General features: G+C 40.2%; 16 protein-coding genes. 9 read left to right on the forward strand and 7 right to left on the reverse strand.

Annotation, left to right across the window (positions count from 1 at the left end; all coding sequences use genetic code 11):
- Positions 1–11 precede the first annotated feature (11 nt).
- Entirely contained in the window at positions 12–1,043 is a 1,032-nt protein-coding gene (locus ACE1B6_RS23025) for a hypothetical protein (RefSeq protein WP_413259611.1), read from the forward strand.
- Positions 1,044–1,173: 130 nt separating this feature from the next.
- Positions 1,174–3,501, forward strand: coding sequence for a transglutaminaseTgpA domain-containing protein (locus ACE1B6_RS23030; RefSeq protein WP_413259612.1), 2,328 nt, complete (start codon positions 1,174–1,176; stop codon positions 3,499–3,501).
- 59 nt (positions 3,502–3,560) lie between these two features.
- Here the strand turns inward: ACE1B6_RS23030 and ACE1B6_RS23035 are convergent, their stop codons facing one another.
- On the reverse strand, positions 3,561–3,971 hold the full coding sequence (locus tag ACE1B6_RS23035) for a hypothetical protein (protein ID WP_413259613.1): 411 nt from the start codon (positions 3,969–3,971) through the stop codon (positions 3,561–3,563).
- A 244-nt stretch (positions 3,972–4,215) separates the two neighbouring features.
- Here ACE1B6_RS23035 and ACE1B6_RS23040 point away from each other — a divergent pair, with 244 nt between their 5' ends.
- Positions 4,216–4,908, forward strand: a complete 693-nt coding sequence (locus tag ACE1B6_RS23040; protein WP_413259614.1) for an ATP-dependent Zn protease — start codon at positions 4,216–4,218, stop codon at positions 4,906–4,908.
- On the opposite strand, the gene ACE1B6_RS23045 is transcribed toward ACE1B6_RS23040, so the two are convergent.
- Positions 4,887–5,888: a GGDEF domain-containing protein gene (locus tag ACE1B6_RS23045; RefSeq protein ID WP_413259615.1), complete on the reverse strand. Its 1,002-nt coding sequence runs from the start codon at positions 5,886–5,888 to the stop codon at positions 4,887–4,889. The two genes, ACE1B6_RS23040 and ACE1B6_RS23045, sit on opposite strands and share 22 nt — an antisense overlap.
- Before the next feature lie 480 nt (positions 5,889–6,368).
- Here ACE1B6_RS23045 and ACE1B6_RS23050 point away from each other — a divergent pair, with 480 nt between their 5' ends.
- Positions 6,369–11,285, forward strand: coding sequence for a PAS domain S-box protein (locus ACE1B6_RS23050; protein WP_413259616.1), 4,917 nt, complete (start codon positions 6,369–6,371; stop codon positions 11,283–11,285).
- Positions 11,282–12,313 carry a diguanylate cyclase domain-containing protein gene (locus ACE1B6_RS23055; protein ID WP_413259617.1) on the forward strand — a complete coding sequence of 344 codons (1,032 nt, stop codon included), beginning with the start codon at positions 11,282–11,284 and terminating at the stop codon, positions 12,311–12,313. Before ACE1B6_RS23050 ends, ACE1B6_RS23055 begins: the two co-directional genes overlap by 4 nt.
- A gap of 30 nt (positions 12,314–12,343) precedes the next feature.
- On the opposite strand, the gene ACE1B6_RS23060 is transcribed toward ACE1B6_RS23055, so the two are convergent.
- The 3 genes from ACE1B6_RS23060 to infC form a co-directional block, all read right to left on the reverse strand.
- Positions 12,344–12,817 carry a Crp/Fnr family transcriptional regulator gene (locus tag ACE1B6_RS23060; protein ID WP_413259618.1) on the reverse strand — a complete coding sequence of 158 codons (474 nt, stop codon included), beginning with the start codon at positions 12,815–12,817 and terminating at the stop codon, positions 12,344–12,346.
- A gap of 188 nt (positions 12,818–13,005) precedes the next feature.
- Positions 13,006–16,008, reverse strand: coding sequence for an MFS transporter (locus ACE1B6_RS23065; RefSeq protein ID WP_413259619.1), 3,003 nt, complete (start codon positions 16,006–16,008; stop codon positions 13,006–13,008).
- A 308-nt stretch (positions 16,009–16,316) separates the two neighbouring features.
- Positions 16,317–16,850 carry a translation initiation factor IF-3 gene (gene infC, locus ACE1B6_RS23070; RefSeq protein ID WP_413259620.1) on the reverse strand — a complete coding sequence of 178 codons (534 nt, stop codon included), beginning with the start codon at positions 16,848–16,850 and terminating at the stop codon, positions 16,317–16,319.
- A gap of 292 nt (positions 16,851–17,142) precedes the next feature.
- Here infC and ACE1B6_RS23075 point away from each other — a divergent pair, with 292 nt between their 5' ends.
- Entirely contained in the window at positions 17,143–18,351 is a 1,209-nt protein-coding gene (locus ACE1B6_RS23075; protein WP_413259696.1) for an RNA-guided endonuclease InsQ/TnpB family protein, read from the forward strand.
- Positions 18,352–18,529: 178 nt separating this feature from the next.
- A complete protein-coding gene (locus tag ACE1B6_RS23080) occupies positions 18,530–19,489 on the forward strand; it encodes an alpha/beta fold hydrolase (protein ID WP_413259621.1) in 960 nt (319 codons plus the stop codon).
- 35 nt (positions 19,490–19,524) lie between these two features.
- On the opposite strand, the gene ACE1B6_RS23085 is transcribed toward ACE1B6_RS23080, so the two are convergent.
- The gene (locus ACE1B6_RS23085; protein WP_413259622.1) at positions 19,525–19,866 is read right to left on the reverse strand and encodes a BON domain-containing protein; all 342 of its coding nucleotides are present in this window, start codon (positions 19,864–19,866) and stop codon (positions 19,525–19,527) included.
- 311 nt (positions 19,867–20,177) lie between these two features.
- Here ACE1B6_RS23085 and ilvN point away from each other — a divergent pair, with 311 nt between their 5' ends.
- Positions 20,178–20,699, forward strand: coding sequence for an acetolactate synthase small subunit (gene ilvN / locus ACE1B6_RS23090; RefSeq protein WP_413259623.1), 522 nt, complete (start codon positions 20,178–20,180; stop codon positions 20,697–20,699).
- A gap of 73 nt (positions 20,700–20,772) precedes the next feature.
- Here the strand turns inward: ilvN and ACE1B6_RS23095 are convergent, their stop codons facing one another.
- A complete protein-coding gene (locus ACE1B6_RS23095) occupies positions 20,773–21,777 on the reverse strand; it encodes a zinc-dependent alcohol dehydrogenase family protein (protein WP_413259624.1) in 1,005 nt (334 codons plus the stop codon).
- A gap of 375 nt (positions 21,778–22,152) precedes the next feature.
- On the opposite strand from ACE1B6_RS23095, the gene ACE1B6_RS23100 reads away from it, so the two are divergent.
- Positions 22,153–24,543, forward strand: coding sequence for a vanadium-dependent haloperoxidase (locus ACE1B6_RS23100; RefSeq protein WP_413259625.1), 2,391 nt, complete (start codon positions 22,153–22,155; stop codon positions 24,541–24,543).
- The last annotated feature ends 68 nt before the right edge of the window (positions 24,544–24,611 follow it).

Below are 24,611 nucleotides of genomic sequence, written 5' to 3' on the forward strand. Positions count from 1 at the left end.
TGCATCAACTGATGAACAAAGACATTGAAACCTTCCCTGAAAGTTTTTTCGCTTGGTTACTCCAGAGCGATCGATCCACCTTATCTGCTGAAGATAAGGAAATTTCTATTTTTAGCACTAATGACCTAGATTGTGATATAGAAAATTGGCAGTTAGATGATTTAGACTTGCTGGAGTCAGAAATATTGAGTAGCACCACAGACTGGGATTTTCCTGAAGCATCGCCTCAGCCAACGGAAGTGGGAGAGATTCCGGCGGTACGCGATCGTTTTCAAGCTTTGATTAAGCAACGGATTAAGTCAGAGTTAAAAAACAATCCGCCTTTGTTTCCTTGGGAAAAGGAGGATTGGGAATATGAAATGGATGAGTTTGCTTCCCCGGTGGCTAGGGTGGAAGAACATTTATGGATTGCTCAAGTAGAAAAGTTAGGTTTACCTGTATCTATTCCCCAAGAAATTTTACTGCGGTTATTTCATCGATCGCAGTCCGTACTACAATCTTCGATCGCGGAGGAAGTGAAAATAGTCCAGGCTGTAGAAGCGTTATTTCCGAATCATTCCCACTTATTAAAGAAGTTTGCTCACAAAATCATTAATTTTTCCCAAAATTTAGCGCAAGTTGACTTTTCTGCCGTTAAATCTCAGTTTCCCCGGAGTTACGAAATGGCGAAAGAAAATGAACGCATGGTGTTGTTGTTGCTAGCGGCTAAACAAATTTTTGATTTTCTGACTTTGGCTTTATCTCCAACTAACAAATTAGTGGAACGAGAATGGCTAAGTGAGTTGGGAATGCTGACTCTGCAAGCAGAATATAAATTGGAAGCTGAGTTAATCAGGTCAATGCGAATCCAATGTTTATTTCCCTGCGGCGGAATTCTAAAATTACAGGGAGGTCAAGCCTGTGCTCAAACTGAAAGACCCGATCCGGGTTATTTGAGTGTAGAATTGTTTGATTTAATGCCTAACCAGAGTTATCCTCTAGAGGTGCAGTTCCACCAGTTAGCTAATAATTCGTTAATTTTTGCTATTTGTCCGACTACTTAGCTATTTTAGATTTTAGATTTAATTAGTAGGGTGGGTCAGACTAAGAATTTTTCAGTTCAGTGAAGTTTTCCCTTTTCTGGCGCACCTAACACCTGGGAGTTATTAATCATATAAAACTGGTGATTTGGCGATGCAACAACTGCAAAATAGTCCTTTTTTCAGCCAATTTCGACAAAGGCTACAAGCGAAACCTAATGAAGAGGTTGAGGACTCCCTCTGGTTCAGAATTTTGGTGCAATTGTTGGTAGTGGTGGGAATTATTGCTACAGATGTGGCGGCTGAGACTAGTATTAGTTTGTGGGCGGTTCCTGCTAGTATTTTGGGTGCTACTTGGAGTTGGTATCAACGCCGTAAACGCAATATTCCGGTGAAGTTTTGTATTGCGATCGGGATGTTGTTGGCGTTAGCTTCTTTTCTATGGAATCTCCGAGATTCTTTGAATGATACGCGATTAATTTTAGGTGAACTGTTAATTCAATTGCAAGTTTTACACAGTTTTGACTTGCCAAGGCGTAAGGATTTAGGTTATTCAATGGTGATTGGTCTGATTTTATTAGGGGTAGCTGCTACTCTCAGTCAGACGATGGCTTTTGCACCTTTGTTGTTGTTGTTTTTGGCGATCGCTTTACCAGCTTTAGTGCTAGACTATCGTGCTAGATTAGGATTAAAACCAATCACTATAAGTCGGCGGAAGAAGGAGAAGATTGTTTTTCCTTTTTCGCTAAAACGGTTAAGTGTATTGTTGTTGGTAGTTGTGGGTTTGGGGTTGAGTATTTTCGCTTTCTTACCGCGAGTTCCGGGTTATCAGTTGCGAACTTTTCCGGTAAGTTCTCCGATCGAGTTAACGGAAAATTTCGATCCGAGTAATATTAATAATCCTGCTTATAACCGGGGGAGAAATTCTGGAGAAGGTAACGGTAGAGGTTTGGGAAGCAACCGAGAAAAAGGTGCTGGAGAGTTAGATGATACTTTTTATTATGGGTTTAATGCGGTAATTAATCAGAATTTGCGAGGCATAATGAAGCCACAAACTGTGATGCGAGTCCGATCGCAAGCGGAAGGTTTTTGGCGAGTTATGGCTTTTGATAAATATAATGGACAAGGTTGGGAAGTTTCGCGCAATAAGCAAACTCAAACTATCGATCGTCCGAGTTGGTCTTTCCAATTTATTTTACCAACTTTAGCGACTTTAAGTAGGACTCAAGAAGTTGTCCAAACTTATACGGTTGTGTCAGAAATGCCAAATATTATTCCGGCGCTTTCACAACCGAGACAGGTGTATTTTCCCACGCAACAAATAGCAATGGATGCGGAAAGAAGTTTGCGATCGCCTGTAGGATTGAATGAAGGTTTGACTTATACGGTAATTTCTGATGTGGCTCTGCGCGATCGAACTGCTTTAGGTAAAGCTTCTACTGATTATCCTGAAAATGTTAAAAAATACTATCTGCAAGTTCCTGAAGCAATTAAGGAAAAGGTCAGAAAACGCACTGAACAGATTTTAGTAAATCAACAAAAGGTGTCAAAATCTAACAAGAAAATTGCTTCTAATTACGAAAAGGCACTTTATTTAGCCCAATATCTCAAACAAAATCCTAACTATAAAATTGAAGGATTTCCCCCATTTTTAGAAGAAAATGAAGACTTAGTAGAAGCATTTTTGTTTGGTTACAAAAACAGTCCAGCTAATAAAACAATTACCGGAGGTTACGCCGACCACTTTACCACAGTTTACACGATTATGTTACGTTCCATTGGCATTCCTGCCAGAGTAGCCGCAGGTTTTTCGCCAGGAACTTTCAATCCATTCACAGGTTTATACATTGTGAAAAATACGGATGCTCATTTGCTAACTGAGGTATATTTCCCGAATTATGGTTGGTTTGCTTTCGATCCGATACCCGGACATCCGTTAATTCCACCGTCGGTTAATGAAAGTCAAAGTTATTCTTTAATTGAGCGATTTTGGAAATGGATTGCAGGTTGGCTACCTTCGCCAGTTACGGGGTTTTTAAATACGGTATTTGGGGCGATCGCAGCTGCTTTATTTGGTGCAATTGCTTGGTTTTTCGGTTTATTTGCTCAAGGTTGGACGGGGTTATTTTTTGGATCGATTTTAACGATTATTTTGGCTTTTGTAGCTTGGTTAGCTTGGCAAGGTTGGCAAATGTGGCGCTATCATTTATGGTTACGAAAATTGCCAGCAATGGAAAGTATTTATCAGCAAATGTTGAAATGGCTGAAAGAAAAAGGTTTACGTAAACATCCAGCCCAAACACCTTTAGAATATGTCCATGAGGTAAGTTCCCATTGTTCTGCTGAAGGCGCAGAAGCGATCGCTGAAATTTCCCAAGCCTACATTAGCTGGCGTTATGGTGGAGAAAATCCCAATTTAAAACGCTTGAAAAGGAGATTACAAGATTTGCAGAAAACGGCTAACAAGAGAATTAAAAGGTAGTTAATTCAAAAACCCGGTTTTTTCAAGAAACCGGGTTTTTGGGGATTATCTGAAATTAATTAACTAATGTGAGTTAAATCTTTTTTATCTGTTGTTGAAGCCAGATCTTCTACTTTAGGCGCAAAGAGAAGATCGGTAGAATTAGTATCAACTGGAACCTCTGGATGTACAGTAGGAAGTTCCGCAGTGGTAGCATCAGCTTTATTTGCCAGACGTGATTTATAGGAAATTCCCGCAGCTACTAAACCGCCAATAGCTGCAATTCCTGCGCCTGCGATCGCCAATTTAGGAAAATTCAATTTTTTGGCAATTAAACTAGGTGAATTAGCCGCATTTACCGCATTTGTCCCCTTATTTTTGCCAAAAGCGCAGCCAATAACTGCTTCGGAAGGAGCAATATTGGTAAGTAAAATACCGCTGCTGATTGCCACTGTGGATAAAGCGGTTGCTAGAGGTAAATTCAGTTTCATAATTGCTAAGTGTGAAGAATGAATTAATTAACTGTTTTAGCAGCCATTTCCAGTTAAGTCAAGCTTAAATAGCTACAAAAAATCGATAGTTATTATAAATAAAACTATTAATACTTCAGCAATCAGCCAATCTACTTAGGAAACTGTAATCAAAAGCACTAAAGCACGATTGCTAATAGATAACTGCTCAACCTTGTTTCATAATAAATAAAGTTGTACTTGAGAATCTAGTTTACCCACTAAGATGAGCAAAACTAGCTTGAATTTAATCGCGATTTTAGTTTTTGCGATGACTTTTTCGGTTCTTTTGGGTCCCTGGCTACAGATATCGCCTTATCTGCCAGCGATCGCTACGGCGATCGTTTTAGGTTTTACTACCCTCGATACTTTCACTTGGCAAGGGCAAGGAGGGAATTTAATCATAGATTGGCTAGCTAGTACCTCGCCGGAGTATCGTGCCCGGATAGTACGCCATGAGGCAGGGCATTTCTTAGTAGCGACTTTGTTAGAAATTCCGATTTCTGGCTATTCCCTGAGTGCTTGGTCAGCCTTACAGGAAGGACATCCGGGACGAGGAGGCGTGAGATTTACCGATCGCGAATTAGCTTCTCAGCTACAAAAAGGTATTTTATCATCTCAACTTTTCCATCGTTACGGCACAATTTGGATGGCGGGAATTGCAGCGGAAGTTTTGGTTTATGGTAATGCTTCAGGCGGCGCGGAAGACCGGGAAAAACTGGGAATTACTTTAACCCAATTGGGTAATTCAGGATTAAATTATGCTCAACAAGAACGTTATTTTATTCTCCAAGCTCGGACTCTTTTACAATCTAATTGGGCTGCTTATGAAGCTTTGGTAACAGCAATGGAAAAACGCGAATCTGTTGCTGTTTGTCAGCAAATTATTCAACAACATCAATCTCCTTCTTCTGGTTGAGCAACGACGCGATTTCTTCCGCTACTTTTAGCTTTAAGTAAGTTTTGATCGGCGCGATCGAGCAAGCTAACTCCTTGGTCATCATCGTTAGCTTTGAGAGTAGCAACTCCAATACTAACGGTAATTTTTAAAGCTAATTTTTTGTCAATCATAAAGGGTTGAGTAGCAATTAAGAAATTAATTCTTTCGGCAACTAATTTGGCTTCAGTAAGTTTGGTATTATTGAGGATAATTACCAATTCTTCGCCACCGTAGCGAAATGGTGTATCCTGAAAACGGAGATTGTGCCGCAACCGGGCGCTGAGTAATTGTAAAACCCGATCGCCCACTAAATGACCATGAGTATCATTCACAGATTTGAAGTAATCCACATCTAAAATTAGTAAGCTTAAAGGTGTGGAACGAGTCCGAGCATTATTAATTTGTCGTGGTAATTCCCAGTCTAAAGCCCGACGATTGCTTAATTCTGTTAATGGATCGGCAAGCGCGATCGCTGACAAATAATCATTACTTTGCATCAAATTTCGGTAAATTTCTACTTGCCTGATTCCAGTTTGAATCTGAGAAGTAAGCAGCCAATTTTGTAATCTCCATTCCGCCTCGGCAATCTTACAATTGTCTTTCTTTGACGACAACCAACAACAAGCATCCGCCCCTACTTCTAACGCTGCTGCTCTCAATCCTAATTCCCAATTCCACCCAGGCAAAATTTCTGACAAAGCTTCTGCTGGTTGGTCTGACACGAAAATACAATATATCCAGGCTAAACTGGAATTTTGTTTAACCATGCGGCAAATTTCCCAACTACTTGCCTGGTTTGCTGAAAAAATCAACAAATCCGGTTTTTTCACTTGAATTGAAGACATGACTTCCCTGGTAGAAGGTATCACTTCAACGCTACAAGTTGCTAAATAATGCAAACGATCTAGAAGTGTGGCGTGAAATTCAACACTTCCAACTATCAAAATGGAAGCATTCATTTGCTGTAAAAATATGAAAGAAATATTTTATTTTGAACCGGGATAAAATTCACAGCGTATAAATACAGATATTTACAGAGATGGTTTACGAATACATCTAGACTTTGCCCAGTCTTATCTAGTTTTTTATTATCGATTCACACCTCGCTTCATTTATATTTTGTCGGATTAAAGAATAAATTCTGAGCCGATACCAACAAAAGAGAGAAGCACACTGTCAATTTTCTGTTACTTGTTAGCTTTAGACCCTGATAATATATTATTTTACTGCATTTATCCGATGAGTTTGGTTAATTAGTCATAACTATCACCTCTCAATTTTTTAAACCCGAAATACTTACATATTTTGATAAAAAAAATTACACTTTTCCGGCAATTGATATGATTTTTAATACTTTGTAACCTATTTTAATTTAACTAATGGCTAGTTGAATTATTTATTATAGATTTATAGTCTGGAGTTAGTAATGAACATTCTACATGAATAGCAATCAAGTAAAATCTAGCAGAATAAATATTTTAGTTGTAGCTCATCGTCAAGATGAGCAAGATTTTTTGTCTTTAACTTTGAGTAGCCAAGGATATCAAGTCCAGCAGGTGCAGACTGAACAATTCATGTTATCAATACTACAGAAAACTCTGCCAGATTTAATTTTACTTGACAATACGTTAACTGAAACGGACAGTTACGAGTTTTGTTTATCATTAAAAACGGGAGAAAACACGCAAAAAATCCCGGTAATTTTTTTGGTAGAGGATGACAATTTAGAAACGAGAGCTAAAGTCTTTCAAGTTGGTGGCATAGATTATATTAAAAAACCTTTTCTGGCTCAAGAAGTAATTAGCAAAGTTGCCAGTAGATTAACGATAATTAATTCTTTTCAGCCACAACAGGAAGAGAGAATTATTGAACGTTTAAAATTATGGGAAAGAGCGATCGCAGCTTCCAGTAACGGCATTGTCATTACTGACGCAACTAAACCCAATAACCCCGTGATTTACGTAAATGCAGGTTTTGAAAAATTGACTGGATATACAGCTGAAGAAGTCGTTGGAAAAAATTGTCGCTTTTTACAAAGAGGAGATACTAATCAACCTGGTTTGAGAGAACTAAAAAACGCAATTCGGGAACACAAAGAATGTTTAGTTACCCTACGTAACTATCGCAAAGATGGTACTTGTTTTTGGAATGAATTATCCATTTCTCCAGTGCGAGATCCAGCGGGTAATTTAACTCATTTTATCGGTGTTCAAACAGATATTACCCAAAGCAAACAGGCAAAAGAAGAACTTAAAATTGCTAAAGAACGCTTTGAATTAGCAATTTGTGCTGCAAATGATGGTTTTTGGGATTGGGATTTTATCACCGGAAAAATCTACTTCTCTCCCCGTTGGAAGGAAATGATTGGTTATGCAGATAGCGAACTCCCAAATGAGTTTTCTTCCTGGGAAAAAGTGATTTTCCATGAAGATAAAATTACGGCTTTAAAATTAATAAATGATTACAATTCTGGGAAAATATCACAATTTTTAACAACTCAGCGTTTTTATCATAAAGACGGCTCCACGGTTTATATTCTTTCCCGTGCTATTCATCTTAAAGATGAAACTGGCAAAGTAATTCGCATGGTGGGAGCCCATACAGATGTTACTGAACTCGTGAAAAGTTCTACAGCCTTAGCTAATTCTCAGTCTTTACTGAAAGGAGTTTTAAATAGTTCCCTGGATGGGGTAATGGCATTTTCCCCAGTGCGAAATAGTCAAGGCGAAATTATTGATTTCCAATGGCTTTTGGCTAATCAAGCAGCTGCCCAAATAATAGGTTGTAGTGCTGAAGATTTAGTTGGTAAAAAACTGTTACAAGAAATGCCTGGAAATCGAGAAATTGGCTTATTTAAAAAATATGTCCAAGTGGTGGAAACTGGTAAACCTCAAAAGATGGAATTTTACTATTCATTTGAAGGAATAGAAGCCTGGTTTCAAAATGTAGCGGTGAAGTTAGATGATGGTTTTGCTGTCACTTTCCGCAATATTACGAGTGAGAAAAAAGCAGAAGCAGAACGTTTACAATTAATTAGATCGTTACAAGAAACAGAGGAACGTTTTCGGGAAATTGCGGAAAATGTCCGGGAAGTATTTTTTGTTATTTCTCCTGATTCTCAGGAAATGATTTATGTTTCTCCAGGTTATGAGAAAATTTTTGGTTACAGTTGCGATCGGATTTATCAAAACCCACAATTTTGGACTGAGACTATACACCCAGAAGATAAAAGGCAAGTAATTTCTGCATTTCAAAAGCAGTTGGAAAGTCACAAAGTATTTAATGAAGAATATCGGATTATTCGAGTTGATGGAGAAATTCGTTGGTTGTGGACAAGGTGTTTTCCGATTCAAAATGAAACCGGAGAAATCTATCGTTTGGTAGGCATTGCTGAAGATATTACCGATCGCAAACAAGCAGAAATTGCTTTAGAACAACAAATTATTTGGGCATCTTTACTAAGAGAAATTACCCAAGAAATTCGCAGCAGTTTAGATCCTCAACAAATCTTTCAAACTGCTGTTACTCAAATTGGGAAAACTTTTAATGTTAGTCGCTGTTTGCTTCATACTTATATTAACGATCCAGAACCGCAAATTGTCTCTGTCGCCGAATATCTGAAATCAGGTTATAACTCAATAATGGATTTAGAAGTACTAATTTCTGGTAATCTCTTTATTCAAGAGGTATTATTAAAAGATCGCGCGATCGCCTCTGATGACATTTCTACTGACCCACGTTTTAATATTCAGTTAACATCTAACTCAGAAATTAAGCTTTTATCTGTACTAGCAGTTCGGACTTCTTATCAAGATTTGCCTAACGGAGTAATTTGTTTACAACAATGCGATCGTCTCCGCCATTGGAAAAAACATGAAATTGAATTATTAGAAGCTGTTGCTGCACAAGTGGGAATCGCTCTTTCCCAAGCTAACCTATTAGAACAAGAGAAAAAACAACGCTTAGAATTAGATAACCAAAATCTTCAACTTCAAGAAGAAATTCGCCAGCGCCACAGAATGCACGTCTTATTAGATTGGCAAAATCAAATCTTAGAATTAATTGCTAAAGGTGAGCCTGTATATGAAATATTAGAAGTTTTAGCACGATTTATCGAGTTACAATCTCAGCAAGCATTATGCTCTTTTTTAATGTTAGATACCTCCACTAATAGATTACATATTGGTGCTTCCCCCAGTCTTCCTGACAGTTATAATCAAGCTATTGATGGTATAGAAATTGGCCCAGAGGTAGGTTCTTGTGGCACAGCTGCTTACCATAAAACCGCTGTAATTGTTGAAGATATTGCTACTAGCCGTTTATGGGTAAAATTTAAAGATTTAGCCTTAAGTCACGGATTACGTGCTTGTTGGTCTACCCCAATATTTTCCAGTGAAGGTGATGTGTTGGCAACCTTTTCTATGTATTATCGACAACCTCAGAGTCCTTCCGCTAGCGATCGACATTTGATTGCTAAAGCTGTTCACTTAGCAAAAGTTGCCATTGAACGCCACAAAAGCGAACAAAATCACCGCACCATTTTTGATGCTTCTTATGATGGCATTGCAATTCTCAATATTGATACAGGAAAACTTCTTGATGTCAACGAAAAGCTATGCCAAATGTTTGGCGTTAAACGAGAAGTTGTCCTGCAATTAGAATTCAATGATTTGAGTTTAGGAGAATCTCCTTACAGCCAAAAAGAAGCTTGGGAATATATGCAAAAAGCCGCTAAAGGAGAACTACAAAAATTTGAATGGCACAGTAAGCACGCTTCAGGAAAACTGTTTTGGACAGAAATAATTATGAAACCGATCGTATTAGGTAGTAAAGAGCGTTTGTTAAGCGTAATTCGGGATATTAGCGATCGCAAACGCAGCGAAGAAGCCTTACTAAAAGCCGCCTACGCCGCTGAAGCCGCTAACCGCACCAAAAGCCAATTTTTAGCCAATATGAGTCATGAATTACGCACTCCACTTAATGCAATTTTGGGCTTTACTCAGTTAATGAATCGGGATGCTAAAATTAGTCCTCAACAACAAGAATATGTAGATATCATTAATCGCAGTGGCGAACATTTACTTACATTAATTAATGATATTCTTTCCATGTCCAAAATAGAAGCCGGACAAATTAACCTTAATGAAGTTAGCTTCGATCTCTATCGGTTACTTGATGATTTAGAAGATATGTTCCGGTTAAAAGCTCAGTCTAAGAAGTTACAATTAATATTTAATTTAGCTAGCGATCTACCCCAATATGTCAAAACTGATGAAAGTAAATTACGCCAAGTTTTAATTAACTTACTTTCCAATGCCATCAAATTCACAAATTCTGGTTCTGTGACCTTAAGTGTACAAAAATCAGCTACAGAAAATGAAAATCCATCTGCTCCTTGTGTACTTTATTTTGCAATAGAAGACACTGGATCGGGGATTTCTCCTCAAGAAATTGACAAATTATTTGAAGCATTTGTCCAAACTGAAACTGGAAGGAATTCCCAAGAAGGAACAGGTTTAGGTTTACCAATTAGCCGAGAGTTTATTAAATTAATGGGAGGTCAAATTAATGTTAGTAGTCTTCAGGGAAAAGGTTCTGTATTTAAGTTTAATATTCAAGTGACTTTAGCTGAAACTAATGAAATTAACCAACAAGTAAATCCGAAAAAAGTAATTTCTCTAGAGAGAAATCAAAAAGAATATCGCATCTTAATAGTCGAAGATAAACTAGAAAATCGTCAACTATTACGCAGTTTACTTTCTCCTTTAGGATTCCAAATTCAAGAAGCAGTCAACGGCGCAGAAGCGATCGCAATTTGGGCTAACTGGCAACCAGATTTAATCTTAATGGATATGCGAATGCCTGTCATGGATGGCTATCAAGCAACCAAAAAAATTAAAGCAACACCCAAAGGAAAAGATACAATCATTATTGCCATTACTGCCAGTGCTTTTTATGAAGATCGATCGCTCAGTTTAACCGCAGGCTGCGATGATTTTATCGGTAAACCATTCCGAGAAAATGTACTTTTTGAAAAAATAGCTAAATATTTAGGAGTACGCTATATCTATGGTGAACCAAATCCATCAACGTCAGAATTGTCTGCAACCAACTTATTTACTCAAACTACTGGAAAACAAAGTTTAACACTCAATCAACAAGCTTTGCAGATCATGCCTAATCAATGGATTCAACAATTACATAAAGCAGCTATTTGTGCCGATGAAGAATTAATTTTTCAACTCCTCAGTCAGATCCCGGAAACTAACGCTAACCTAACCAAGACTTTAACTGATTTAGTTAATAACTTCCGTCTAGATCAAATAATCAGCATCACCGAAAAAATTGCCGAATGAATACTAACAAATCTACCCCATCCAAAGCCGATATTTTAGTTGTTGATGATAAACCCGATAACTTACGATTGTTATCCACCATGCTCACCGAACAGGGATATAAAGTTAGAAAAGTTATTAGTGGTGAATTAGCTCTCAAAGCTTGTCAAATTATGCCACCAGATTTAATATTACTAGATATTAATATGCCCAACATGAGTGGTTATATAGTATGTCAAAAACTGAAATCTTGCTCAGAAACTCAAGACATACCAGTAATTTTTATTAGCGCCCTTGATGATGTAGTAGATAAAGTAGAAGCATTTTCCCGTGGCGGAGCAGATTACATCACCAAACCCTTTGAAATTCAAGAAGTATTAGCCAGAGTTAAAAATCAACTCACTATTCGCGAATTACAAAAGAAATTACAAAAACAAAATGCTCTATTATCCCAAGAAATTAAAGAACGTCAACGTGCTGAAGCTAAACTCCAAAAAGTCAACCAAGAGTTACATCGACTAGCTACTTTAGATGGTTTAACCCAAGTAGCTAATCGCCGTTGTTTCGATGAATACTTTAACTTAGAATGGCGAAGACTGCAAAGAGAAAAAGCACCCTTATCTTTGATTCTTTGTGATGTTGATTATTTTAAACTGTACAATGATACTTATGGACATTTAGCCGGAGATGGTTGCTTAAAGCAAGTAGCACAAACAATTCATGCTACCTTAAAGCGTCCGGCTGATTTAGTAGCACGTTATGGCGGAGAAGAATTTGCCATTATTTTACCTAATACCTCTGTGGAAGGCGCAATTCATGTAGCAGAATTAGTGCAGCAAAACATCAAGGAATTGCAGATCGTTCATAGTCAATCTTCTGTCTCGGAAATTGTCACTTTAAGTATGGGCGTTTCTTGCATCATTCCCCAACTGAATTTAGCTCCAAATCAATTAATTGATGTTACAGATGAAGCACTTTATGCAGCCAAAGCTCAAGGGAGAAATCGCCTAGTCACTAAAATTTTAGAAATCGATCGCGAGCATCAATAAATATTGCATTTTGGCAGAATAACTGATTGTTTATTTCTGCCGCACCGCAGTTGAATCTTCAATTCCTCTTCCGATCGCTTGAGCATTGATTTTTTCATTTAATTCTCGAATCCGACGAGAAAGCAAACGAATAATATTAATCGCTATTCCGGGTGTTTCTTCAATAGCATCATAGAGTTGTTGTTGGGTTAACATTAAACATTCACAATTGGCTAACGTCGAAACAGAAGCCGAACGAGGTTCAGCATCAAATAAAGACATTTCACCAAAACAAGCACCAGGCCCAAGTTGAGCCAATTCTTGGCTGCCAATGTGAACTTTTACTTGACCAAGTACTACGATATAGAGCGATCGCCCTTCTTGCCCTTGAGTAAAAATCGTATGTTTAGCGGGAAAAGATAACTCATCCATTACCGAAGCCAACCTCACAAGAAAATCATCCCGCAATTCTTGAAAGATCGGCACGTTTCTCACAAATAATAATCGTTCAACACTGGTTAACATTGACTGCTAATTACTTATTGCTGGAATAGGTAGTCGTATTTTAGATTTTAGATTTTAGCTTTTAGCTTTTAGCTTTTAGATTTTAGATTTTAGATTAATGAATCTACCTTGAAGTTAATTCCTTAATCAAAAATCGAAAGTCAAAAATCAAAAATCCCCAAGGGTAGTGGGTAGTAGGTAGATGCCTATTACCTATTACCTAACTCTGCCATTATCTGCTGCACTTGAGCAGCTACCAAGCGATCGGGATCTTGTTTTAGCTTCGGAAGTAGTTCAGACAAAGCACGCGGGGAAGCTACTCTCAGGTAAGCAATTGCCGCTTCTCGCACAAAACCAGTGGGATGACGCAGACAAGCTAAAGTTGGTTCAGCCGTAAGATTCCAGCGCAGAGATCTGGCTAAATGGAAACAACAAGCTAAAGACCAATCTGACAAAAAGTGCCTCAAAGATAGCAATCGCCGGATGCGATCGCGTGCCTCCAAAGGTTGATAAGCTATTATACCTGTCAGATTCCGTAGTTTTTCTTCCTCTGGATGCTTTTCTAAAACAGTTAATAACTCTCGTTTACTGAAAATATCAACAGTTTGATCTAATATTTCTAACCCCCTTGCCATATCTGATGGAGAACCCGATCGGAAATTAAAAGCCGCTGCCTGGATAGTATCTGGAGAATAAAGGAACTTCATTAACAAAAAACACCTTTCAGCCGCATCAGCCAGATCCCCTTTCATTGCCTGAAGAATTAAATCAACTTCTGGAACTTCTAACATTGCTGCTTTCAGATCTACCATAGCAGCATAAATTTGACCAATAAACATTAATTCTTGACCAATTAATGCTTCCACACCACTCCTACCTAAGCGATCGAGAACCGCCTCAATTCCCGCCTCTTGGGGCAATTTCACCAAAATTTGCAGAATATGTCGGCGCGTCTTTCCCCAAGCCGTCATCAAATTAGCTACCAACACACTCTCTGCTTCTTTAGTTTCAATTCTCCCCAACACATCCCAGGCATATCTTCTAATTAAATCTGGTTTTTGAACATTAGTTGCTAAATTCAGCACCATTGGAATCGCTTCATTTTCCAACCTTTCCAAAGCCCGAATCGCCGCATCTCTACTTGATTTATACTCCAAACCTCGGAGCAGGAAAGGATAATACTCTTCTAAATGAGTAGCTGCTATAGCCTCCAACAAAGCCCGCCTTACCCGCAAAGACTTATCCTGTAACAAACCCGGAATATTCACCCTTAGCGCCTGTAAATATACCGCATCACCCAACGCCCGACAACCCATTACCCGTTCTTCCTCTTCAGGATGAGTCAGCATTCGTCGTAAAGCCGAAGTCGCCTCAGCCTTTTGCACCGTATTTCCCAACCGCAGCAACAAAGCCGCCGCCGTTCCCCGCACCACCGGATCGACATCAGGATCGAGATAAAGTTTTAATGCCCGTAAATCTGGATTAGGCTCAGTCAACCACACATAGCGCAACGCCAACGCTAGCACTTCCGGCTGAAGACTTTTAGGGGTTGAGGGTTGGGAGTTGGCAGAAAAATTTTCTTCCCTAACTCCAACTTCATCCCCAATCAAAGCCCGAACATGAGGTAAATAATTAATATTAGGAGCAATCAGCATACTTTCCAAACTTTGGTACTGCAAAGCTGGCGGTAACACTTTTAGTAATGGTGCCAACACATCTCCCACATTTTCCGGGTCAATTTGCGTCAGCAACTCAATACAAGAACGTTTATCTGCTTCCGAAGTTGTCCCTTCTAAAGCTTCAACTACTGCTCGTTTTAGGATGCGTAAATCGACCTCTCCAACTCCACTTAACTGTCCTCTTTGGGCACTTAAAACTAGTAGGTCTAAGTAACGCGATCGCAACAACCAAACAATCAGCAACCAAACCAAAGCAAACAATACAATTCCTAAAACAATTAACCAACTTAGCAGACTTACCCGATCGGTTTCCCCATTCCCATTACCCACCCAATTCAACACCCAAATAACCGATAAAATCCCCACTCCCGTCAACCCAGTTGCCACAGGTTCAGCTATACCACGCGCCTTCGTCTCCACATTTCCCCGGAAATTATCAGGAATTGGTTGAAACAATACCGAAGCCGTACTAGCAACAAAAGTGTAGCGCAACAACTCATCAGCAAACTTTAAAACAATTATCCCAATAAATAATTGTAACAACCCAGTCAGCGGCAGTAAACCCAGCACACTTAACACCGCACCAGGTAACATAGCAGTGATAAACACCCCCATCCGTTCAATCACCCGGCTCGAAACAAACCATTGCGTAATCAGTTCAAAAATCCCGACAATTCCACTAAATAACCCCAAAAAACTCGCAATTTGTTTCACATCAAACTTTAATTCCAACTGCGTTAAATACTGAAAATCAATTAACAACAGCAAAATTTGTGAAATGATAAAAAACCCAAATAAATAAATCGCATATTCCTGTAAAGGCCCCTTCAATCGACGATTAGTATAATCCGATTGCTCATCCTGTAAATCTCGATAAGGAGCATCAGGAAACGCCTGTTTATAACGTTGGCTCAAATAAAATAATATTCCCGCACCCAGCACCAACATTCCTGCTGATACCAAAATTACATTATTTAAACCTACAACTTTTAATAAAAGTGGCAAGGAAAACCCACTCAAAACATCTGCTACTAAAACACCGCTACTAATTAAAGGAAAAGTCCGTTTAATTTCTCGAATATTAAATAACTGATTAGCTGTTAATGAAGTAGTTAAATGATTAAGAGAATAACCCCCATCTACCCAAAGCGGTAAGACAAATATCGTCAACCAACCTAAAGAACCAACCTCCAAACCTAAGCGAAACAGCAACAAAGGAACAGCCGAAATTAACCCAATTAAAACCACAAACCGCCGCAACGGTAAAACCCTTTGCATCCAGGTAGAAAGAATTCCCAAACCTGAACCCATCACCGCACTAGCCATGTAAATCCAAGGCAACTTATCCGAGCCATACTGTTCTAAAAACAGAGCTACCGTCGTCGCCTCTAACCACAAAAGACCTACCGAAGTGGTAGTGTAAACGGCAAACATCAGCAAGGTACGTTCGCTTTCTTCAGCACGAAGATTCAGCCCTTGCAGCAATATCCGTCCCCATCCACGGCTATTAAACAACGGATTTTTCAGCGTCATCTGAATCTCCGAATCGATACTGCACACCTGCTAAATTTAGCCACCCTGTTAAGCGATTCACAGTTCATCACCATTTCCTACCAGACCAATGAACAATGAACCATCAACAATTCATTATTGTTGATACTCATGGCAAAAATTCCCGGCAATGTCTAGTGTGACAATTTTTGCCGATGATTGCACCACAATAATACGAGAGTATCACGACGACTGACTTTCTGGCCGATGATTGAGGAAAAGCAGGGGGACAGGGGAGCAAGGGAGATAACTCAGAACTTTCCCCAGTCCCCAGTCCCCAGTCCCCTACCCTACTTTTTCGGGGCTAACAGTAACATCATGTTGCGTCCTTCTTTTTTGGGCGCTTGCTGCACTTCTGCAAATTCCTGCAAATCTGAAGCCATGCGGTTGAGTAAGTTTTCGGCTAAATTGCTGTGCTGAATTTCTCGACCGCGGAACATGACGGTAGCTTTTACTTTGTTGCCATCATTTAAAAAGCGTTTGGCATGAGCTATTCTCACGTTATAGTCATGGTTGTCAATGTTGTAGTGCATTTTTACTTCTTTGATTTCCGCAGTGTGCTGCTTTTTGCGGGCTTCTCGCGCTTTTTTCTCCTGCTCGAACTTGAATTTGCCGTAGTCCATGATGCGACAAACTGGGGGGTCTGCCTTATCACTAACTAAAACTAGGTCTAGTTCTTTTTCGTTAGCCAGAGCCATTGCTTCTCTAGGAGTTATGATCCCTAGTTGACCACCATCGGTATCAATTACCCGAATTTTGGGAAATCGAATCCGTTCGTTGATTTGAGGTTGATTGTTCGTGCGTCTTTTTTCGATTACTGTCATTTACTTGGGTATCAAGTTAACTAACAACTCAATTGAGCCTACAAGCGGCAGTTATCTAAGATTACAGACAAAATCATCTACCAGCTTGTCTTTACGATTCTACTGAGCCGACTTTTTTTAGGCTTATTCTTAATTTTATCTCAATGTCGCAATTCATCTCCCGTTACACCCGACAGGGTTAGCGGGAGATGAATTGCGACCAAGGACTCAGACTGAGCGTAGCGAATCAATATAATTTGACGCTGACATTTTCCCAAGCTATACTATTACTAATTCCCGGATTAATAGAGTGATGTTAACAGCTTTGAAAGTAAGACTATACCCAAATAAAGAGCAGCAAACAGCCCTAATCCAAAACTTTGGTTGCTGTCGATTCGTTGGGAATTACTACCTAAATAAAAGCAACACTCAATATCAAGAAACGGGAAAAGGATTAAGCTATTGCGACATGGCGAAAGATTTGACGCAACTAAAGAAGCAAGAAGAGTTCTTATGGTTAAAAGATGCGTCATCTTCGGCATTGCAGCAATCGCTTAAAAACCTAGAAGCAGCATTTAAGAACTTCTTTGAACATCGGGCTAAATTCCCGAAGTTCAAAAGTAGACACAAGAAGCAATCGTTGAGATACCCAGCAGGTTGCTCAATCAAAGGTAATGGTATCCAACTCCCTAAACTGGGAATTGTAAAAGCAGTAATCTCTAAAAAGATAAGCGGCAAAATAAAGTCTGTGACTGTCTCAAAGGACAGTACGGATAAATATTTTGCCGCTATTTTATTGGAAGTTGAAGATGTCCCAGTTAATAAAGAGGGAAAGATTTCAGGAATCGATCTAGGTCTTAATTCCCTAGTTACGGTGTTTGATGGGGAAACAACTTATAAAGTTGACCCTATCAAACCTACCAGGAAATACGCCAAAAGATTAAGGCGTAGACAGAAATCTTTATCTCGGAAAAAGCTTGGCTCTAGTAACCGGAAAAAACAGGTTAAGAGAGTAGCCAAGGTTCATCAGAAAATCGCAAATACTAGACAAGACTTCCTTCATAAACTCTCCCATCAGTTAGTCAGTGAAAATCAAACTGTTGTAGTAGAAAACCTTTGTGTAAAAGGACTAGCACGAACCAAATTAGCTAAATCCGTATTGGATGCTGGATTTGGAACGCTGGTTAATTTCTTAGGCTACAAACTGAAAAGAGTTGGCGGAATTCTTGTGGAACTTGACAGGTTCTTCCCCAGTACCAAACTTTGTCATTGCTGCAAGTATAAGAACGATTCTCTCACCTTAAAAGACAGAGAATGGGTTTGTCCAGTATGTCAAACCCATCATGACAGGGATGAGAATGCAGCGAGGAATTTGCGGGAAGAAGGCATCAAGATTCTCTCAACAAATACGGTAGGGCATACCGAATTTCAAGCTTGTGGAGAGCAAGTAAGACTCGTTAGCAATCCTGCTAAAAAGCGTTGTTCTAAGAAACAAGAATCACACCGTAAAGCGTTAGCTTAACGGGAGAGTGTCAATTTCCATTTGCCTGTTTTGGCTCTCTTGAAGGCTGAGGTGGGGAGGTCGGGAAGTTTGGAGTTTTGAATTTGACTCTCCTGTGTCCTCCTGCTATTGCTGGAAACAAAGACTACAATGAAATTCAAGGGTCAGTTTTGTAAATCTTTTTGCAGCAGAGGTTAGTGTGACAAGTTCCCTGCATTGGCAGCAAAGAATAGGAAGTCAGAGAGATTGGGTTTGGCGAGGTTGGCAAACTCGCTATACTTATATTCGTTCTCCACAGCCAGCCGTCAATGCTACACCATTAATTTTGTTGCATGGTTTTGGGACTTCGATCGGGCATTGGCGGCAAAATTTAAATGTATTTAGTCAAGCTCATCCGGTTTATGCCCTGGATATGCTAGGTTTTGGGGCTTCGGAAAAAGCTTCTGCAAGCTACAATGTTCGGCTTTGGGTAGAGCAAGTTTATGATTTTTGGCAAACTTTTATCCGTCAACCTGTGGTTTTGGTGGGTAATTCGATCGGTTCTTTGGTAGCTTTAACGGCAGCGGCTACATATCCCCAGATGGTTGCAGGTGTGGTCATGATGAGTTTACCAGATCCTTCTTTGGAAGAAGAGATGATTCCGCAGCAGTTGCGATCGCTAGTAGCCAGCATCAAAAATCTAGTCCTATCCCCACTCCTGTTAAAAACTCTCTTTTATTGGGTCCGACATCCCAAGCGAGTCAAAAGTTGGGCGGGACTCGCTTATTCTAATCCAGAAGCTGTCACCGACGAATTAGTAGACATTCTCACCGGGCCAGCCCAAGACCGCGGCTCAGTACAAGCTTTTTGCGCTATCCTCAAAGCCATGACCACTTCGGGATTTAACCCCAGCGTCAAATCCTTACTTCCCGGTTTAAGCATTCCCCTGTTGTTATTGTGGGGCGCACAAGACCGCATGGTTCCCAAAAATTTAGCCCAGCACTTCACCCAATACAATTCCAACCTGCAAGTAATGGAAATCGAAAATGCTGGACATTGCCCCCATGATGAATGCCCAGAGCAAGTTAACCAAATTATCCTCGACTGGATCGATTCATGGCAGATAGCCACAAATCAATTCTCTGTGACACCTCAGCAACTAGTGGTTAAACACTCTTAGGCATTCATCATCTTTGACAAAGAACCAAAAAATGCTTAACCAACAGTAACTTGATCTGTATCTACTGATGTGGCACCATTAATCCCACCAGCAATTGATACCACCTTATTTAGAATATCTTCACTGGGAACCGATCCTTTCAAAACTACAGTTCCGCCAGTTTGAGCTACCCAAAGAGTGCTGATATCATCTAGGCTAGGATCTTCATCGAAAGCAAGAGCGACCCTTTTGGCTAAACCGCTTTGGTCATACTCACCATTCAATCCTACCCGTTCTGGTGGGATGGCGTTCCCCTGGTCATCAGTTCCAGTCGGTTCTGGGTTTGTCTGAGCATTGTCGGGTTTCCCGAATCCAAATATTCGATCGAACCAACCCATGAGAATTTTCCTCCAATAGCAATTAACATGAACAATACTCAATTAAACAACTTTTGCCACTTGATGGCATGAATCTCTAGAAATATTTCGCGATTGTAGGGTTTGTTGAAAATCGAAAATTAAAAGAATTCCTCTAGAATCAATAAAAGATGCTTAAGTAATTTTTGTAGCCCAACAGTGGCAGTAATATAGTAATTATTACTAAAGCTGCTTTTGCGATGTCTGGATTAGCAGAAAGTTCGGTGTTACGGTCAGTGCATCGTGCTATCCGCAGCAAAAGCTGCCCTGCGCTGAAGGATTTATTACCGATAATGAAACACACACTTTCTGTTTTAGTTGAAGATGAAGCCGGGGTATTATCTCGGATTGCAGGTTTATTCGCCCGCCGGGGTTTTAATATCGAAAGTCTGGCTGTGGGACCTGCGGAACAAATGGGCATTTCTCGGATTACGATGGTAGTGCCAGGGGACGATCGAGTAATTGAACAGTTGACTAAACAACTCTACAAGTTAATCAATGTCCTGAAAGTTCAGAATGTGACTGAGGTTCCTTGTGTAGAACGAGAATTGATGTTAATAAAGGTCAATGCTACTGCAAGCACTCGTTCGGAAGTGATTGAGTTGGCGCAAATTTTCCGGGCGCGAGTGGTGGATGTTTCGGAAGATTCGTTGACTATAGAAGTGGTGGGCGATCCTGGTAAAATGGTGGCGATCGTCCAAGTATTACAAAAATTCGGGATTCGGGAAATTGCTCGCACTGGGAAAATTTCTCTGACTCGTGAATCTGGTGTTAATACCGAATTCCTCAAGTCTTTGGAAGCAAAGTTAGCTTAACCATTTAAGATTTTAGATTGCCGATTTTAGATTTCACTTGAGAATCTAAAATCGCAAATCTAAAATCAAAATCCTAATTGTCAATCAGTAACACTAATTTACCTGTGACAGAACCGGATTCTAGCAAGCGATGAGCCGCAGCAGCTTCGGCTAAGGGAAAGGTTTGACTAACATGAATTTTTAGCTGACCTTGCTCAATTAATCGGGCTGATTCTGTTAATATCTTGGCTTGATGTCGTTGATCTTCGATTAAGCCTTGCAGCATCGGTGTCAGCATTAGTTCTAAGCTGATTCGCAAATTACGTAATCTGGCAGTTTTTAAGTTTCCTTGGGTGGTATCGGGTTCTAAAATGGTGACGAGATCTCCGTAAACTTTGACTGCGGGGACGGTTTTAAAGAAAATTTCGCCGCCAACAGTGTCAAAGGCGAGATCTACTCCTTCTCCTTCTGTCCAGTCTAAGGCGGCTTGGGCAAAATCGGTTTGTTTGTAAAAGATCGATCGATCTGCGCCTAGTTGACGAACAAAATCGGCTTTTTCTTGAGTGCTAACGGTGGTGCAAACTTCTGCGCCTTGTAATTTTGCTAGTTGTATGGCTACGTGCCCCACTCCACCTGCACCTGCATGAATTAAGACTTTTCTTCCGGCTTCTAAGCGTCCGCGATCGTACAATGATTCCCAAGCTGTAATAATAACTAAAGGTGCGGCTGCTGCTTCGGCAAAACTCAGGGTTTTTGGTTTATAAGCAATGAATTTCTCATCGACAACGACTTTTTCGGCGTAATTCCCCTGTTTGGTTCCGAGTCCGCCACAACAAAAGTATACTTCATCCCCTACTCGGAATTTTTCCACCCCGCTACCGACTGCTTCGATTACTCCTGCACCATCACAACCTAAAATAGCAGGCATTTGGTCTGGGTAAAAGGTTCCTCGTTTCCGCAGTTTGGTATCAATAGGATTGACTCCTGCGGCGTGGAGTCGCACGAGAATTTCTGTATCTTTTTCAATTTTAGGATCTGGGAGTTCCTGAAGTTGTAGGACTTCGGGTTCTCCTGCTGTTGTCATTAATACTGCTTTCACGGCTGTTTCTGCAAGTGTTTATTCATCCAGATTTATCATAATTGAATCGCAGAGGATGGAGAGGTGGGGAGAGTGAAAAATGTAGTGGCTAAACCTTATTCGGACAATTTCAGTTCGCGATCGGGTGGATATTCTAAAACAAAATACAGCTTAAGAGTGCTTGATTGCACTCTTTTTTTGTAAACAATTACTAACTAGAGAATTTCAGTATAAAATTTTCCGGATCGACCTTCCCTATAGAGATAAAAATACGCAGGCATCTCCAATTACAAACAAATTTAAACAGATAAGAAACGGCGGAAGCAACATGAGCAAATCCGCTATTTCTCAATTCTCTTTGCTAACTTTCATAACTAATTCACACAAGGAAGAAACATGGCTAACCCTATTTCTGGTAGTTTAGGGCGGAATTTTGCATACACAAACGAAGCTACAGGATTAAGTGCTTTCAAAAGTGAATGGTTGACAGCAGCGCAAAACCAAGGAATCGAGATTTTCAGTAATGATTTTAACGGGTTAAAAACCAACTATTTCGACCCAACTCCCTTAAATAATCTCACCTTGGATAACAATAGCTGGCAAAGTTTTGGTCACATAAATGGTATGGGTGTGGCAGCTTCTTATGCAGGTTGGTACACTGACACTAGCAAAATTCGGGCGGAAATTAACTATAACCCTAATACTGGGGAATCACAAAAGCTAACTTATAAATGGACTCCCAATAAAAGTATTACTAGTGCCTTTATTGATTTGAGCGCATTTACTCCGAAAAATGCGGAAAAATGGGGGAATGAAGTTGGATTTTTGCGGGCTTTTAAAAATGGTCAAGAAGTTGATATCACAGGCTTGCGGATGGTTAATGAAACTACCCAAAGCAGCAATCAATCTGCAATTAATAATTCTCAATTAGGGGTCAGATTTACTGCTGATGATGGAGTTGGGGGGGATTTTAAATTCAGAGTAACTGGCAACTTTGATGAATTGCGATTTGAAGCTAGACCTTATGAAAGTCCTAATAGTACTCAGCCTACTAATCAGTTTGGTTTCAGTGACAGTTCTGATTTCTTAGTGCAGCAAATCAAATACTCAGGAACGGAAGATATTTTACAAGTAGGGTTTGATAGTATTGATTTGCCTGAAACTATTGATTTTGGTGCGAATGGGATAGCAAGAGTTACTGTTACTAATCAAGGAACTAATACGGTTAATCGACCTGTAACAGTTAACTTGGTGATTTCTACAGATGAAACGATCGATCGCGCAACTCCCACCACCTTAGTTGACGGACAAGAAGACTTAAAAAATGATGGTCTATTAGCCACACTTACCCAAAATGTTAACTTGCTCCCTGGACAATCAACTACTTTTGAAATTCCCTATGAAAACCTAACTTCTGTTGTCTCCCCTGGAGGATATCACCTGATCGCAGAAGTCGATCCCTTATTCCAAAGTAGCGGGAATCAAACAGTTAGTCAGCACGTTTCTGCACCGGGAACAGATGTAGTAATTGATTGGATGTCAACTTTCTTAAATGCTGTGCAAGAAGATCCCGAATCAGGCGATCCTGTGGGCTCGGCACCCCCGGAAGGTACACGCGCCGCTGCTTTGATGAGTGCGGCGATTTATGATACCGTAAATGCCTTTACTCAAACTCACGTTCCTTATTTAGTCAATCAAATTGCACCTACTGGCGCATCTTTAGAAGCTGCCGTAGCTGGGGCGGCACATTACGTGCTAGGTTTGTTGTATCCAGCAGAAGCGGATCAGATTAACGCCCAACTGGAACGCTCTCTGGCTGAGGCTTCTGGCACTGCATTAGAGAAAACTACTGGGGCAAATTTTGGGCGATCGATCGCTCAAGCAGTAATGATTTCTCCCCAAGCAACGGCGCTGAGTGTCGCTGACCCAGATTTGGGTTATCCTTACACTGCTAATGTGGGCGACTATGTTTGGCACGTTGATGTACCGAATAGATATGCTCTGGGTGCGGGATATGGCGAGGATGCTGTTCCCTTTGCTGTTCCTGACAGCGATACTTTTGCACCTATCTTTGACGGTTTATATCACAGCGATATTTATGCCCAAGATTTGGAAGAAGTGCGAGTTTTGGGGGCGAAGGAAAATACTGCTGTTACAACAGTAAATCGTACCGCTGACCAAACGGAGTTAGTTCAGTTTTGGGCTTACGATCGCGCCGACACCTTCCGCCCTTACGGACAGTTAATTCAAATTGCCCAAGAAGCAGCTGTGCGCGAGGGAAATACGATTTCTGATAATGCCCGTTTGTTCTTGCAGTTAAGTGTAGCATTCGCTGATTCGGCAATTACTGCTTGGGATGCTAAGTACACTTACAATCAGCCTAGACCAGATGATGCGATCGCAGGTTGGACCGATCCAATAACTGGGGAATATGTCGCGCCAATGGCAGAAACAGATGGTATTGCGGAGACTATTGCCGATCGAGAATGGGAGTCACTTTTACCCACTCCTCCCTTCCCTGATTTTATCTCCGGTCACTCCACTTTTGGCGGTGCTTTTGGTGAAGTAATGACCAACTTTTTCGGTGATAATTACGCATTTACTGCCGTTTCTCAAGAATTAATTGGTGTTACTCGCTCTTTTAGCAGTTTTAATCAAGCTGGATATGAAGATGCTATTAGTCGCTTGTACGGTGGCGTTCACGTCCGCGAAGCTGTTGAAGATGCAGTAACTACAGGTCAAGCAGTTGCTAATTATGTAGTTAACAACATTGCTCAACTAGTTTAAAGAAACGCAGAAGGCTTTTTGAAGACAGAAGGCAGAAGGCGCATCCTCTGCCCCTGAAGCTTCCCCTA

This window comes from Floridaenema fluviatile BLCC-F154, assembly GCF_041929135.1.
Classification (GTDB): domain Bacteria; phylum Cyanobacteriota; class Cyanobacteriia; order Cyanobacteriales; family Aerosakkonemataceae; genus Floridanema; species Floridanema fluviatile.

Coding starts and splice junctions, on each gene's coding strand:
- ACE1B6_RS23025 (WP_413259611.1), top strand. CDS start 12: ATGAACAAAGACATTGAAACCTTCCCTGAAAGTTTTTTCGCTTGGTTA.
- ACE1B6_RS23030 (WP_413259612.1), top strand. CDS start 1,174: ATGCAACAACTGCAAAATAGTCCTTTTTTCAGCCAATTTCGACAAAGG.
- ACE1B6_RS23035 (WP_413259613.1), bottom strand. CDS start 3,971: ATGAAACTGAATTTACCTCTAGCAACCGCTTTATCCACAGTGGCAATC.
- ACE1B6_RS23040 (WP_413259614.1), top strand. CDS start 4,216: ATGAGCAAAACTAGCTTGAATTTAATCGCGATTTTAGTTTTTGCGATG.
- ACE1B6_RS23045 (WP_413259615.1), bottom strand. CDS start 5,888: ATGAATGCTTCCATTTTGATAGTTGGAAGTGTTGAATTTCACGCCACA.
- ACE1B6_RS23050 (WP_413259616.1), top strand. CDS start 6,369: ATGAATAGCAATCAAGTAAAATCTAGCAGAATAAATATTTTAGTTGTA.
- ACE1B6_RS23055 (WP_413259617.1), top strand. CDS start 11,282: ATGAATACTAACAAATCTACCCCATCCAAAGCCGATATTTTAGTTGTT.
- ACE1B6_RS23060 (WP_413259618.1), bottom strand. CDS start 12,817: ATGTTAACCAGTGTTGAACGATTATTATTTGTGAGAAACGTGCCGATC.
- ACE1B6_RS23065 (WP_413259619.1), bottom strand. CDS start 16,008: ATGACGCTGAAAAATCCGTTGTTTAATAGCCGTGGATGGGGACGGATA.
- infC (WP_413259620.1), bottom strand. CDS start 16,850: ATGACAGTAATCGAAAAAAGACGCACGAACAATCAACCTCAAATCAAC.
- ACE1B6_RS23075 (WP_413259696.1), top strand. CDS start 17,143: ATGTTAACAGCTTTGAAAGTAAGACTATACCCAAATAAAGAGCAGCAA.
- ACE1B6_RS23085 (WP_413259622.1), bottom strand. CDS start 19,866: ATGGGTTGGTTCGATCGAATATTTGGATTCGGGAAACCCGACAATGCT.
- ilvN (WP_413259623.1), top strand. CDS start 20,178: ATGAAACACACACTTTCTGTTTTAGTTGAAGATGAAGCCGGGGTATTA.
- ACE1B6_RS23100 (WP_413259625.1), top strand. CDS start 22,153: ATGGCTAACCCTATTTCTGGTAGTTTAGGGCGGAATTTTGCATACACA.